The sequence below is a fragment of the Mesorhizobium sp. M0145 genome (genome assembly GCF_040322355.1).
In the GTDB taxonomy this organism is placed as follows: domain Bacteria; phylum Pseudomonadota; class Alphaproteobacteria; order Rhizobiales; family Rhizobiaceae; genus Mesorhizobium.
Genome location: NZ_JAMYTK010000016.1, coordinates 126209 through 140496, shown reverse-complemented (window position 1 = coordinate 140496; position 14288 = coordinate 126209). Strand labels below are relative to the sequence as shown.

The following is a 14288-nucleotide window of genomic DNA, read 5'->3' as shown; positions in this document are numbered from 1 at the left end:
TCGTCCGATACACCGGACGAGCTGCCACTCTCCGACATCAGCGATTAGCCTTCAGCCATCCTTACCTTCGTCCTAGGGCGGAGCAAGGAGCGAAGCGACGCGGCGCAGACCCTAGGATGCTATGCCGTTAGCTTCGAGCGTCGCAGCTTCCGCTGAACACCAACAGACCGATCAGCAGAACGCGTTCAATGTGCATCCCGCTCGATCCAATGGTATCAAGCCGTCGCCTTGGCCTTCCTGCCCCTGCCCTTGACGGGCGCGGGCGGGGCGGCTTTGCGGCCGAGGCCGATCGCCTTGGCCAGTTGCGAACGCGAGGCCGCGTAGTTGGGGGCGACCATCGGGTAGTCCGACGGCAGGCCCCATTTGGCGCGATAGGCGTCGGGCGTCAGCCCGAAATGAACGCCGATATGGCGCTTCAAGGATTTGAACTTCTTGCCGTCCTCGAGACAGATGATGTAGTCCGGCGTCACCGATTTCTTGGGATTGACGGCGGGCGTCAGCGGCGCGGCGACCGGCACTGCCGGTTGCCCGAGCCCGCCTATGGCAGCGCTGACGCTGGCGATGAGGTCGCCGAGGCCGGAAGCCGGCAAGCGGTTCTTCTCGACATAGGCGGACACGATATGGGCGGTCAGCTCGAGCAGGTCGATATTTTTGCGAGCGTTGTTGCTGTCGTCGGTCAATCTATTTCTCCGTCCGTGGGGGTCGCAGAAATTCCTAGTCGGCAAATCTGCGCAATGCAATGACGCCGCACCACGTCACACATTATTTTGAATAATAATACTAACGGCAGCGCGGGATTAACAACCCTGAGCCGGTGCTCGATAATATCAGACAATCAGCAATATCAAATAATCAGGGATTTGTCGCGCCATAGTCGAAATCCGCCCTCGAAGGCGCGTGTGTTGTCGCCGCGTCTGCAATCGGCGGGCAAGTCGGTGAGTTCGTCGACATTGCCGCCGCCGATGACCACGTAATCCGGCTGCATGGCGGCGCGAAGCCGGTCGACCACGTCGAAGACGTGTTTGCGCCATTTCTTCTTGCCGCGCTTTTGCAGGCCGCGTTCGCCGACATAGTCTTCGAAACTGCCGCGCTTCTTGTAGGGAAGATGGGCAAGCTCCATCGGCTGGGCAACGTTATCAACGATCATCGCGGCCCCCAGGCCGGTGCCGAGGCCAAGGAACAGCATGCGGCCGCCCTCATAACTGCCGATGGCCTGCATGAGCGCATCGTTAACGACCTTGACCGGTTTGCCGAACTCGGCGGCGAAATCGCAGCCGACCCAGCCCTTGCCGAGATTGGCGGGTTCGGTCAGCGGCCGGTTGTGATGCACCGGGCCCGGATAGCCCATCGAGACGACATCGTAGTGCAGCCCTTCGGCGAGCGTCTTCACCGCCGCGACCATCTGCTGCGGCGTAAGCTCCGGTCCGGAAGCGGTCTTGCGCTCGTCGCCGCCGGCGCTGGTGCGGATCTTGACATGCGAGCCGCCGATATCGATCGCAAGCACGATCTTTTCTTCCTCCGATGCCGGTTGCTTCATCGCCTTGGCCATCGCTTTCGCCTCCCAGAAATCATTTCGCTGGATTGATCCAGCCGTTCTGCGGCCCGAATCCAGCCATGGCTTCGGCCGGCCCCCAGGTCTTTGGCGCGTAGACAAGGGGCGGCGTGGTGTCGCCGAGCACCGGGCCGACGATGCGCCAGGCGAGCTCGCTGGCGTCCTGGCGGGTGAACAGCTGGCCGTTGCCGTTCATGGCGTCGCCGATCAACCGCTCGTAAGGCGGCATGTCGCCCTTCGAATCGTCCAGCGCGGTGAGCTCGACCTGCTCACCGACCATGTCATCGCCGGGCGCCTTGCGCCGGGCTCCGATCGAGATCGCCACCTGAGGATCGATGCGGAAGCGCACGTGATTGCAGTCGCCGGGCTTGATCGGATCGAAGACGTCGAGCGGCGGCCGCTTCAGCCGCACGATGACCTCGGTGGCGTGCACCGGCAGGGATTTGCCGGCGCGAATGAAGAACGGCACATCCTGCCAGCGCCAGGTATCGACGAAAAAGCGCACCGCCGCGAAGGTCTCGACCGGCGAGTTCGGCGCCACGCCCGGCTCCTTGAGATAGCCGTCGAACTGGCCGCGCACCACATCGTCCCTGGTCAGCGTCCGGATCGCCCGCAGGACCTGCACCTTCTCGTCGATGAGATCGTCGGCCGAGCGGCCGACCGGCGGTTCCATGGCGAGCAGCAAGAGGATGTTGAGCAGATGGTTTGCGATGACGTCGCGAATGCAGCCGACCTCGTCATAGAAGCGGCCGCGGCCCTCGACGCCGAAATCCTCGGCCATGGTGATCTGCACGCTCTCGACGTAATTGCGGTTCCAGATCGGCTCGAGGAAGGAATTGGCGAAGCGGAAATAGAGCAGGTTCTGGATCGCCTCCTTGCCGAGATAATGGTCGATGCGGAAGATCGACTTCTCGTCGAAGACCAGATGCAGCACCCGGTTCAGCCAGCGCGCCGATTGCAGATCGTGGCCGAACGGCTTTTCCACCATCAGGCGCGCGCCCTGGGCGGCGCCCGACTGCTCCAGCCCCTGGACGACCACCTCGAACATCGCCGGCGGCACCGCCAGATAGTGCAGCGGCCGCTCAGCGCTGCCGAGCGCGGTCTTCAGCTTCTCGAAGGTCGCAGGCGCCCGATAGTCGCCGCTGACATAGCGCAGCAGCGATGCAAGCCTGGCAAAGATCTTGTCGTCGATGCTGCCCAAGGCGTTGACGATGCCGTCGCGGGCGCGCGCCTGCAGCTTGGCGAGGTCCCAGGGATCGAAGGCGACGCCGATCACCGGCTCGTTCAGCGTCCCTTTGGCCACCATGGCGTAAAGGGCGGGGAAGATCTTCTTGTGGGCGAGATCGCCGGTGGCGCCGAAAAGCACCAGCATGTCCGATCGTTCCTGGCTCATGGGCGTGCCTCCCTGTCGCCCGTCACGAGCCGGCTTTGGGTTTTTCGACATGGCCGCCAAAGGCATAGCGCATGGCGGACAGAAGCTTGTCGGCGAATTCGGATTCGCCTTGCGAGGAGAACCTGTCGAACAGCGCCGAGGACAGCACCGGCGCCGGCACGCCGGTGTCGATCGCCGCCTTCAGCGTCCAGCGGCCTTCGCCGGAATCCGAGACCCGCCCGCCGAACTGCGTCAACGACGAATCGGCCTTCAGTACGCCGGCCGTCAGGTCGAGCAGCCACGAGCCGATGACGCTGCCGTGCCGCCAGACCTCGGCCACTTCAGCGATGTCGATGTCGAACTGGTAATATTGCGGGTTTTCCAGCGGGCTGGTTTCGGCGTCGACGGTGCGCTGCCGTTTGCCGGCATTCGCCGACTTCAGGATGTTCATGCCTTCGGCATAGGCGGCCATGACGCCATATTCGATGCCGTTATGGACCATCTTGACGAAATGGCCGGCGCCGCTTGGTCCGCAGTGGAGATAGCCGAAGGGAGCGGTTCCGGCATCCTTGCCAGGGGCGGGCGAAGCGGCGTCGGCGCCCGGCGCCAGCGTTGCGAAGACCGGATCGAGATGCTGGACCGCGCTGTCGGGGCCGCCGATCATCAGGCAGTAGCCGCGCTCGAGGCCCCAGACGCCGCCGCTGGTGCCGACATCGACATAGCTCAAGCCTTTCAAGGCGAGGCGCGCGGCGTGGTCGACGGCCTCGTGATAATAGGAATTGCCGCCGTCTATGATGATGTCGCCCGGCTCCATCAGGGCAGCCACCTGGTCGACGATCTTGCCGGTGATCGCCGCAGGCAGCATCAGCCAGGCGCTGCGCGGCTTCGCCAGCTTGCCGACGAACTCCTCCATCGAGGCGGCTCCGACCGCGCCGGCGCTCACAAGCGCGGCGACGCTCGCCGGGTTAATATCGTAGACGACGCATTCGTGGCCATCACGCAGCAGGCGCCGAACCATGTTGGCGCCCATCCGGCCCAGTCCCATCATTCCTATCTGCATGGTCTCGTCCTGCCTTACTTGAGGGATCGATGATCTAGTGGCGCTGTGATTGAAGCATGATCTTTTCCGAAAACCGGTCTCCACTTTGCGGGATCATGCTCTATCCGGTATCGCCGATGCCGACAGAAAAGTCAGCATTCTCCCAATGGCCGCTATCGGGCCAGAAGAAAGTGAAGACAATGCTATTGCCCGGGCTATTGCCCGGAGCAATCTCGGCAACCGGCAATTCCGCAAGATGGATGCCGAAAGCATTCGCGGTGGTCTCGGTGTCATGGACGGTTGCCCAATTGTCGCTGCTCCAATGAACCAGCGCCCGGGCCAGAAGTTCGATGCGCAGCGCCTTGCCTGCCGGGATGGTACGGATCTTGTGGTTGAAGCGCCATGCCCTGAAGCGCGACACCGTCCTGCCCTCGATATAGCGCTTGACGCCTTGCGGCGGCATGTCGAACACCGTGCCGTCGCGCAGCGACCGCAGCAGCTTGATGTGCTCGGAATGCGCCCAGACCAGCGGCTTGGCGCTGCCGGAGGGCCCGCCATGCCGCAATTCGCGCTCCGGCATGTCGGGACCGTCCCAGACCTGCTCCGGTAGCAGGCCGCCCGGTCCGGCAGAGTTCTCGAACGTCCTGAGCAGGCTTGCCGCACTATCCCTACGGCCTGCCGCCAGCTCGTAATGAGCGCGCTCGCCGACCAGCAGCGGCCAGGGCCGGCCCCGGCCGGTTCCATCGAAGGGCGCGCCGTCGGCATGCTCGCCATAGCCATCGCCATTGTAGCGGTACCAGAGCGGGCCCTGCGGCAGTTCGCAGCGCAATTGCGCGTCGATGACCTTGACCGTGTCGAGGATGCGCGGATCGTCGGCTGCCCGCAAGCCGAAGCGGACCAGCGCCAGCGCATCGGGGCTGACGATCGCCTTGGCCGGCCGGTCCGTATCCGCCGGCGGGCGGTTCTTGATCGGGACGTAGCCGTCTTTCGGCGATGCCGCGCCGGCTTTGTCGGGCGGCGCAATGCGGACATAGTGGCCCTCGACGCCGGCTTCATCGCCTGAGGAGCTACCGGCGACGTAGGTCCAGCGTTCGATCTGATCGTTCCAGACATCGGCGGTTTCGCGCAGATAGTTTGCCGGCTCTGTTTTGCCGGCGGCATCGAAGATGTCCGCAGCCGCTAGCAATGCGGCGATCTCGACGGCAAGCGTGAACGGGCTGTAGCCGGCGTCTTCCTCCCAGCGGTCCTCGCCGGTGACCGGACCGTTGCGCACGACATAGGCGGCAGCGCGCTCGATCATCGGCATGAAGGAGGAGAGTGCGGCGGGCGGCAAATGGCCGGCGCGGCGCAGTGCGTCGGCAAGCAGCAGCGGGAAGGCGCATTCGTCCATCTGGATGCCCGGCCAATAGGCCGATCCGTCGAGCCAGGCGTTCTGCGGCCAACGGCCGTCCGGCTCCTGGATCGCGCGCAGATAGCCAAGGATGCGCAAGGCTTCCGCCGGGTCGCCGGCGGCGAGGAAGCCGCCGGCGGTTTCGACCAGATCGCGCGGCCAGACCAGGTGATAGCCGCCGAGGTCGTCGTCGCCCTTGTTGAAGCCCCACGGGATCGACAGGCTGGCGACGGCTGCTCCGGCAGACGACCTATGTGTCGCCAGCACCGCCGTGCTGAGGCGGTAGGGATTGAGGCCGGACGCCGCGTGCCGGTCCAGCGGCAGCAGGCCGGCCTGCCATTTGCGCCATTTTTCGATGTAGGATCTGGCCGCGGGCTCAAAACCTTGCCTCAGGCTGGCGAAAGCAGTTTCCGCCGCCTGTTGCGGCGTCGCGCCGAAGCCCAGTGCCAGCAATATTTTTGGGTTCGCAGCCGAAAAGGCGATCTCGCCGGTCAGCGCGACATTGCCGTCCTCGGCCCTGCGGCAGGCCGGATCGAGCCGGCCGCCTTGACGAAGCTGCTGCCAGCCGTCGGAGACGCCGACATAGCCGGCCGAGCACACCTTCCACGGCAGCGACGAGGCGAGCGCCAGGCAGGTGCCGCGTCCCGATGCAAACAGGACAGGCTGTCCTTCATGGTCGTCGATCCAGGCGGTGTTGCCCATGCCGGCGTTGACGAGGTGCGGTGCCAGCAGCGCGTAGACGCGGTAGTCGGCGGCCGCGCCTTTGAGCGGCGTGAACATGATCTCCTGCAGCAAGACGGGACGTTCCGGATCCGTCAGGATGCGCTTGTCGATCCTGTAGGTTCCATCGCTTGCGGTGTTGACCAGCCGGTAGGCAGGCACCCCGTCCGCCAGGGGTTCGATACTGTGTTCGGCGTCGCGTTTTTCTTCCGAGAAATAGCCGTCGGGTCCGGTTACGATCAGCCCCAGATCGCGGGTGCAGGCGCTGTCGAGGCGCGGGTAGTAGATCTCGTTGAGGATACCGTGGCTGATGGTGAACCAGATCGGGCAGGCCGGCGAGAGCGCGGTGCCGACGCCGCTCTTGGCGCTCGAGGTCCAGCGCGCCGGAATGCCGGGTGCACCCAGGGCAAGATTCGCTGCCATTCAATCGGTCTCCAGTGCCATCCCTAGACCAGGAGTCGAACCGGTTTCAATGATTGCACCGCAAGTTGATCGCCGGCCATGGATTGCTGTTGACAGCTTGCCGCCTATCTGCATTTGTCTGATAATAGATAAAAAACAAGATTGTGAGCGTATCAGCCAGTACCCACCAGCCAGCCATTAACCACCAGTAAGACAGCAACTCACGGGAGGAGTATGACATGAGGAAAATATTCGTTTTGGGGGCTCTTGCGGCGATGCTCGCCGCAGGTACCGCGCTTGCCGATACCAGCGGCAAGAAAATCGCCTTCTCCAACAATTACGCCGGCAATTCCTGGCGGCAGGCGATGCTGGACAGCTACGCCATCGTTACCAAGAAGGCGGTTGCCGACAAGGTGGTCGGCGCCGCGGACGTCTTCACGACGGCCGACAAGGAAGTGCCGACGCAGGCAGCCCAAGTGCAGAACCTGATCCTGCAGGGCTATGACGCGATCGTCATCAACGCGGCGTCTCCGGATGCGCTCAACGGCGCCATCAAGCAGGCCTGCGACGCCGGCATCGTCGTCGTCTCCTTCGACGGCATCGTCACCGAACCCTGCGCCTACCGGGTCGTCGTCGACTTCAAGGACATGGGCAAGCAGGAAGTCGAGCAGATGGCCAAGTTCCAGCCCAAGGGCGGCAACCTGCTGGAAATCCGCGGCCTCGCCGGCACCTCGATCGACGATGCCATCCATGCCGGCATCCTCGAAGGCGTCGCTGCCCATCCCGAGTTCAAGATCGTCGGCTCGGTGACCGGCGACTGGGACCAGACCACGGCACAGAAAGCCGTAGCGACGATCCTGCCTTCGCTGCCGGATGTTGTCGGGGTCGTCGACCAGGGCGGTGACGGCTACGGCGCGGCGCAGGCTTTCGCCGCCGCCGGCAAGCCACGCCCGACCATCATCATGGGCAATCGCCAGGACGAGTTGCAGTGGTGGAAGGAGCAGAAGGAAAAGGACGGTTACCAGACCTGGTCGGCATCGATCGCACCGGGCGTATCGACGCTTGCCTTCTGGGTGGCGCAGCAGGTGCTCGACGGCCGCACCGACGTGCCGCACGACCTGCTGGTGCCCTATCTTGCCTTCACCCAGGACGATTTCGAGGCCGCGCTGCCGAAGATTCCGAAGGGCGGCGTCGCCAGCCACGAATACACGCAGGAAGACGCCATCGCGGCGATCAAGGCCAACATCAAGTGAGCATGGCACTATTGTTGCCGCCACGGATAAACGGGTATCGTTGAGGGATGCCCGAGGCCAATGCAGACATCATCATGCCGGACGGCGCCGAAAAGCTTTTCGGCGCCGTCAGTTTGGACATCATAAGACTGGACGGAGCCGAAAAACATTTCGGCGCCGTCAGGGCGCTCGCCGGTGTCGATTTCAGCGTTTGTGCCGGAGAATGCGTCGGTCTCGTCGGCCATAACGGCGCCGGAAAATCGACGCTCATGCATATGGTGGCGGGCACGCTTGCCCCCGACAGCGGGCAGATCGCGGTCCGCGGCGGTGTCGAGGCAAGTTATTCGGTGCCGCGCGCGCAGCAGCTCGGCATACGCTGTGTGTTCCAGGAGCTGTCGCTCTGCCCGAACCTCAGCGTCGCCGAGAACACGCGGATCAACCACGCGTCGCTGCATGGCTTCGGCTGGCGGCGCAAGGCGGCCGATCTGATCGCCGCCAAGCTCGACGAGATCTTCCCCGGCCACAGCATCTCGGCATCCGACATCGTCGGTGATCTTTCCATCACCAGCCGGCAGATGGTGGAGGTGGCGCGCGCCTTCACGGTCACGCAGGAGCCGCTCGAGCTGGTTATCCTCGACGAGCCGACATCCTCGCTCGACGCGCATACCGCCGGCCAGCTGCTGGCGTTCGTGCGCCGCTTCATCGCCGCCGGCAAGAGCTGCATCCTGATCTCGCATGTGTTGGGCGAAGTGCTCGGAAATGCCGACCGCATCGTGGTGATGCGCGACGGCAAGGTGGTCGCCGCCGGGCAGGCCGACGCCTTCGACCGCGACAGCCTGGTGACGGCGATGGGCGGAGCGGAGGCGCGCGAGAAGACCGCCGCAGAAATTGCGAGCGGCAAGCCGGAGCCCGGCCCGCTGCGGGTCCGGGCGCGCCCGGCGCGACAGCAGGACGGCAACGAGCTCGTCGCCCGTGCCGGTGAGATCATCGGCCTTGCCGGACTTGCCGGGCATGGGCAGACCGATCTTTTGCTGGCTATCTTTGCTGCGGCTTCCCGTGCCAAGACCGGCATCGAGGTCACCGCGCCGGTGGCGCTGGTTGCCGGCGACCGCCAGTCGGACGGGATTTTTCCGCAATGGTCGATTGCCGAGAACATTGGCATCCGTTCGCTGGCGCGATTGCGCAACGGCCTCTTGATCTCGCCGCAGCGCGAAGCCGAGCTCGCGGAGTTGTGGCAGCGGAAAATCGGCATCCGTACGCCCGACATGAACAACAACATCTTCTCGCTGTCCGGCGGCAACCAGCAGAAGGCGCTGTTCGCGCGGGCGCTCGGCTCCGACGCCAAGATCGTGCTGATGGACGATCCGATGCGCGGCGTCGACATCGGCACCAAGCTCGAAGTCTACGACCTGGTGCGCGAAGAGGCTCGCCATGGCCGCACCTTCCTCTGGTACACCACCGAAACCGAAGAGCTCGACAATTGCGACCACATCTATGTGTTCAAGAACGGCCGGATCGTCGCCAATCTTCGTCGCGACGAACTGACGGAGGAAAAGATCATCCAGTCCTCGTTCGGCGATGCGGCCTGAGATGACAGCGGTATCCGTCGAGAATGGGCTAAAATCTTCGGCTCGCGCCACGAGGCGGGCGCGCATGCTGCGCAGCCTGCTGCCGGCACTGTCGCTGGCGCTGGTGCTCATCGCCATCGCCTGGCTCAACCCGCGCGCCATCAGCTATTTCGGTTTCAGCCTGATGCTCAATCTGGCGATCCCGATCGCTCTGGCGACGATCGCGCAGATGTTCGTCATCGCCGGCAACGAGCTCGATCTGTCGATTGGCACCTTTGTCGGCTTCGTCGGCTGCGTGACGGCGACATGGCTGAAGGACGCGCCGCTGCTCGGCGTCGTCATCCTGCTCGGGTCGATCGGCGTCTACGCGCTGCTCGGCGCGCTGATCCATCTGCGCAACCTGCCCTCTATCGTGGTGACGCTCGGCATGAGTTTTGTCTGGCAGGGCATGGCCATCCTCATCCTGCCCAAGCCCGGCGGCAAGGCGCCGGACTGGCTGCTGGCGCTGATGGCCTTCAAGCCACCCTTCATTCCGTTCCCGATCATCGCGGCATTGCTGATCGCAGCCGTCGTCCACTTTGGCCTGATGCGCACCTCCTACGGCGTCATCCTGCGTGGATCGGGCGGCAATTCAGCCGCACTCAAACGCGCCGGCTGGTCGCTGCTGCGCACCAAGATCGCGCTGTTTGCGCTGACCGGCCTGTTCGGCGTTTTGTCCGGCATGGCGCTGATCGGCATCACCACCTCGGCCGATGCCAATATCGGCAATGGCTACACGCTGCTTTCGATCGCCGGCGTCATCCTCGGCGGCGGCGAGTTCGTCGGCGGCCGGGTGTCGCCGATCGGCGCCGTCATCGGCGCGCTGACGCTGGCGCTGGCGGCATCGCCCCTCTTGACGTTCATGCACATTCCGCCCGACTGGCAGGTCGCCGCCAATGGCGCCATCCTGATCATCGTGCTGGCGGCGCGGGTGCTGATCAGCCGCAGGGAGAGGTGAGCATGGCATCGCTGCGGACACTGCTTGCCAGACCCTGGATCTGGTCGTTCTTCGGGGCGCTGCTGGTGTGGCTGGCGACCATCGCCTTCACCGGCGGCTACGGCGGCGGCGGCATGATCACGGCGGCGCTGTCGCTCGCCGTCTTCACGGTCATCGTCGGCGTCGGGCAGATGTTCGTCATCACGCTCGGGCCGGGCAATGTCGACCTGTCGCTGCCGGCCAATATCGGCCTTGCCAGCGCCGTCGCCATGAAGGTCATGGACGGCAATGATGCGATGATCGCGGTCGGCCTGCTGGCAGCGCTTGCCTGCGGCATGGCGATCGGCGCCGTCAACTATCTGCTGATCTGGGCGCTGCGCATTCCGCCGATCATCGCGACGCTGTCGGCCAGCTTCGTCATCCAGTCGGTCGATATCAGCTATGGGCGGGGCCTGCAGATCAAGCCGCCGCCGGGCTTTGCCGATTTCACCAACTGGCAGATCTTCGGCATCCCGGTGCTGGCGATCCTCACCGTGCTGTTCACCATCGGCGCCGGCATCGTTTTGCAGCGCATGATCTACGGACGCTCGGTGCTGGCGATCGGCCAAAACATCCGCGCTGCCTGGCTGGCCGGCGTCAATGTCGGCCGCACCCGCTTCCTCACCTACACGCTGTCGGGCGCGCTCGGCGGCCTCGACGGCGCACTGCTCGCCGGCTATTTCCGCGGCGCCAATGTCGATATCGGCAATGAGTATCTGCTGGCCTCGATCGCTGTCGTCGTCATCGGCGGCACGTCGGTGGCGGGCGGCAAGGCCAATGTGCCGGGGGTCTGGGGCGCGGCGCTGTTCCTGGTGCTGCTGTTGACCATGCTCAACACATTCGGCGTCAGCGTCGGCGTCCGCCTGGTGCTGACAGGGCTGATCATCGTCGGCGTCATCACCGCCGCCGGTGGGCAGAAGGCGCTGCGCTAAGGCAAGGCCACCCGGCGGCGAGGGGATATCGATCCGGCCCGCAAAACACGTGGTTCCCATCCGCATGCCAGCGCTGTAAATCCCGTCGCGCTATTGGCCAACATCATTGCGTGAGGTTTGCGTGTTCGATTTCGTCAGCACTACAAGGCACGGCAACGTCGCGGTGGTGAGCATCGACAATCCGCCGGTCAACGCGCTGAGCTTCCATGTGCGCGAGCCGCTGATGCAGGCGCTCGTTTCCCTGCGCGACGAGCCGTCGGTCGGAGCAATCGTGATAGCATGCGCCGGGCGGACCTTCGTCGCCGGCGCCGACATCACCGAATTCGGCAGGCCGGCGCGGCAACCGGACCTGGGCGCCCTAGTCGCCATGCTGGAAACCATCGCCAAGCCGACGGTCGCGGCCATTCACGGCACTGCGCTCGGCGGCGGCCTGGAACTGGCGCTCGGCTGCCATTTCCGTGTTGCCGACCGAACGGCAAGGCTCGGCCTGCCGGAAGTCAAGCTCGGCCTGCTGCCCGGCGGCGGCGGCACGGTTCGCCTGCCGCGCTTGGTTGGTCCGCTGAAGGCACTCAACATGATCGTTTCGGGAACGCCGATCGGTGCGGCCGAGGCGCTCGCCGCCGGCCTGGTGGATGCCGTCTTCGATGGCGACCTGACCGCGCAAGCGGTGAGTTTCGCCAACGAAACGGCCGCGAAAGGCGGTCCGTTCACGCCGGTGCGCGACCGCAATGATCGCCTCGACCAGGCCGACTTGCCGGCGTTCGACAAGGAAGCGGCAGTGCTTGCCGGCAAAGCACGCGGCCTCGAGGCGCCGATTGCCTGTGCGCAGTCGGTCCGCAACGCCCTGACGCTGCCCTTCGACGAAGCGCTGGCGGCGGAGCGCGACCTGTTCGTCAAGCTTGTCGCCGGGGACCAATCACGCGCGCAGCGGCATTTGTTCTTCGCTGAACGTGAGGCGGCAAAGATTGCCGGCAAGGACGTCGTCAGGCGCAAGATCGCCCGGGTCGGCGTCATCGGTGCCGGCACGATGGGCGGCGGCATCGCCATGGCGTTCGCCAACGGCGGTCTTCCCGTGACCTTGCTGGAAACAACGCAGGAGGCATTGCAACGCGGACTGACGACGATCGACAAGAATTATGCCGTTTCCGTTATCCGCGGCTCGCTGAGCGAAGACGCCAAGCGCGAGCGGCTGGATTTGTTCAGGGGCAGCACCGACTATGCCGACCTCGCCGATTGCGACCTGATCGTCGAGGCCGTGTTCGAGGAAATGGCGGTCAAGAAGGAGGTATTCGGCAGGCTGGATGCCGTGGCCAAACCGGGCGCGATCCTCGCCACCAATACCTCCTATCTCGACGTCAACGAAATCGCCGCTTCGACGTCGCGGCCGCAGGATCTCCTCGGCATGCATTTCTTTTCGCCGGCTAACGTCATGAAGCTTTTGGAAATCGTCCGCGCCGACAAGACTTCGCCCGACGTGCTGGCGACCATCGTCGATCTGGCACGGCGGATCGGCAAGGTGCCGGTCGTTGTCGGCGTCTGCCACGGCTTCGTCGGCAACCGCATGCTGGCGGCGCGCGGTGCGGAACTGGAGACGCTTCTGCTGGAAGGCGCAATGCCGCGCCAGGTCGACCAGGTGTTCACCGATTTCGGCTGGCCGATGGGGCCGTTCGAGATGAGCGATCTCGCCGGCCTCGACATAGGCTGGCGCAACCGCAAGGCGCGTGGCCAGACGGCCGTGATCGCCGATGCGTTGTGCGAACAGGGACATTTCGGCCAGAAGACCGGCAGCGGCTTCTATCGCTATGACGGCGGTTCGCGCACGCCGCTGCCCGATCCCGATGTCGAGGCGCTGATCCGCAACAAGGCTGCCGAGCGCGGTATTGCACCGCGCGCGACCGGCGCCGAGGAGATCATCGAGCGGACGCTCTATCCGATGATCAACGAGGGCGCCAAAATCCTCAAGGAAAAGATTGCCGCCCGCGCCTCCGATATCGACGTCGTCTGGGTCAACGGCTACGGCTTCCCGATCGGCAAGGGCGGGCCGATGTTCTGGGCGAGCCTCGAAGGCGTGGACAAGATCATCCGGCGGCTGGATCACTGGCACCAGCAGACCGGCAAGGATGTCTTTCGAGTGGCACCCCGGCTCAGGCAGATGGCCGAAACCGGTTCCTGGGACGGCGCTGCCGGCTGAACTTGGGACTACCGAATCCGTGCGTCCATGATCTCGACAAAACGCGCAAACAGACCCGCCTGCGACTTTATCTTGAGCTTGCGGTAAATGTTGCGGCGATGAACTTTTACGGTTCCCGGCACGATGCGCATCGCCCTGGCAATCGATTCCGTGGAATGGCCCTGAAGCACCAGATCGACGACATGCTGTTCGCGCGGCGTGAGCGAAAGGCTCTTCCAGATGTGAGCACGTTCGAACTCACTGACCGGAGCAATCGCCTCGTCTTGCTTCGTCCCAACCGGTCCGTCAGCCGGAAGGGTAGGCCAGCGCAGCCTGACGAGGCTGATCACCGCAGGCGCCATGTCGCGCAGCAACCTGGCATCGGCGGTTCCGAACGGCCCCGAAGCGCGCAATCGCATTAGCGAGACCACCAGCGCGTCCTTTCCCGGCAGCGGCACGAAAAAGCCGACCTCCTCCGCAAGCCTGGTCTGGCTGTAATAGGAGCGGTAATATTCGCTGGCATAGAAGCGATCCGGCGCCAATTCGCGCATGCGCCAAAAGCCTTCCTTGCGCTCGACTGCCGCATGGTGGAACGGATCGAGCAGATAAGGCCCTTCCTGATAGAGCGCGACGAAGACGTGGCTTTCGGCCGGCGAGAATGTCTCGAACAGCAGCGGCGGGCGTGAGGCGCCGCGATAGCCGAAGATCACGCAATGATCGAAGCTGACATGCTGGCGGAGCCAGGCGACCATCGCCTTGCCGAAAAGCTCGCCGCTCGTCTCCCGCGTCGCTGCGATGAGCGCAGCGAGCCGGCTGTATTCATCGCTGCGTGAAACGCCCAATTCATACCCCTCCAGACGAGAAAATAGACGAAATATACCACCTGGGAGGTATAT

General features: G+C 64.4%; 11 protein-coding genes. 5 read left to right on the top strand and 6 right to left on the bottom strand.

Annotated elements, in window-relative coordinates; genetic code table 11:
• Nucleotides 1–215 precede the first annotated feature (215 nt).
• The 5 genes from NKJ28_RS22130 to NKJ28_RS22110 all read right to left on the bottom strand — a co-directional run bounded on the left by NKJ28_RS22130 (nucleotide 216) and on the right by NKJ28_RS22110 (nucleotide 6496).
• Entirely contained in the window at nucleotides 216–680 is a 465-nt protein-coding gene (locus NKJ28_RS22130; protein WP_352574527.1) for a Ros/MucR family transcriptional regulator, read from the bottom strand.
• 164 nt (nucleotides 681–844) lie between these two features.
• Complete coding sequence (locus NKJ28_RS22125) at nucleotides 845–1549, bottom strand: ROK family protein (RefSeq protein WP_352569458.1); 705 nt, start codon at nucleotides 1547–1549, stop codon at nucleotides 845–847.
• A 19-nt stretch (nucleotides 1550–1568) separates the two neighbouring features.
• The gene (zwf, locus tag NKJ28_RS22120; RefSeq protein ID WP_352636951.1) at nucleotides 1569–2945 is read right to left on the bottom strand and encodes a glucose-6-phosphate dehydrogenase; all 1377 of its coding nucleotides are present in this window, start codon (nucleotides 2943–2945) and stop codon (nucleotides 1569–1571) included.
• 22 nt (nucleotides 2946–2967) lie between these two features.
• Nucleotides 2968–3984, bottom strand: coding sequence for a phosphogluconate dehydrogenase (NAD(+)-dependent, decarboxylating) (gene gnd, locus NKJ28_RS22115; protein WP_352569460.1), 1017 nt, complete (start codon nucleotides 3982–3984; stop codon nucleotides 2968–2970).
• A gap of 100 nt (nucleotides 3985–4084) precedes the next feature.
• The gene (locus NKJ28_RS22110) at nucleotides 4085–6496 is read right to left on the bottom strand and encodes a glucan 1,4-alpha-glucosidase (RefSeq protein ID WP_352636950.1); all 2412 of its coding nucleotides are present in this window, start codon (nucleotides 6494–6496) and stop codon (nucleotides 4085–4087) included.
• Nucleotides 6497–6714: 218 nt separating this feature from the next.
• On the opposite strand from NKJ28_RS22110, the gene NKJ28_RS22105 reads away from it, so the two are divergent.
• The 5 genes from NKJ28_RS22105 to NKJ28_RS22085 all read left to right on the top strand — a co-directional run bounded on the left by NKJ28_RS22105 (nucleotide 6715) and on the right by NKJ28_RS22085 (nucleotide 13413).
• On the top strand, nucleotides 6715–7728 hold the full coding sequence (locus tag NKJ28_RS22105; RefSeq protein ID WP_352574532.1) for an ABC transporter substrate-binding protein: 1014 nt from the start codon (nucleotides 6715–6717) through the stop codon (nucleotides 7726–7728).
• 74 nt (nucleotides 7729–7802) lie between these two features.
• Entirely contained in the window at nucleotides 7803–9296 is a 1494-nt protein-coding gene (locus tag NKJ28_RS22100) for a sugar ABC transporter ATP-binding protein (RefSeq protein WP_352636964.1), read from the top strand.
• A 1-nt stretch (nucleotide 9297) separates the two neighbouring features.
• Nucleotides 9298–10272, top strand: coding sequence for an ABC transporter permease (locus NKJ28_RS22095; protein ID WP_023678190.1), 975 nt, complete (start codon nucleotides 9298–9300; stop codon nucleotides 10270–10272).
• Nucleotides 10273–10274: 2 nt separating this feature from the next.
• Entirely contained in the window at nucleotides 10275–11222 is a 948-nt protein-coding gene (locus tag NKJ28_RS22090; RefSeq protein WP_352456288.1) for an ABC transporter permease, read from the top strand.
• Nucleotides 11223–11343: 121 nt separating this feature from the next.
• A complete protein-coding gene (locus NKJ28_RS22085; RefSeq protein ID WP_352636949.1) occupies nucleotides 11344–13413 on the top strand; it encodes a 3-hydroxyacyl-CoA dehydrogenase NAD-binding domain-containing protein in 2070 nt (689 codons plus the stop codon).
• Between the two features lie 8 nt (nucleotides 13414–13421).
• Here the strand turns inward: NKJ28_RS22085 and NKJ28_RS22080 are convergent, their stop codons facing one another.
• Entirely contained in the window at nucleotides 13422–14234 is an 813-nt protein-coding gene (locus NKJ28_RS22080) for a helix-turn-helix domain-containing protein (RefSeq protein ID WP_292657193.1), read from the bottom strand.
• Nucleotides 14235–14288: the final 54 nt, after the last annotated feature.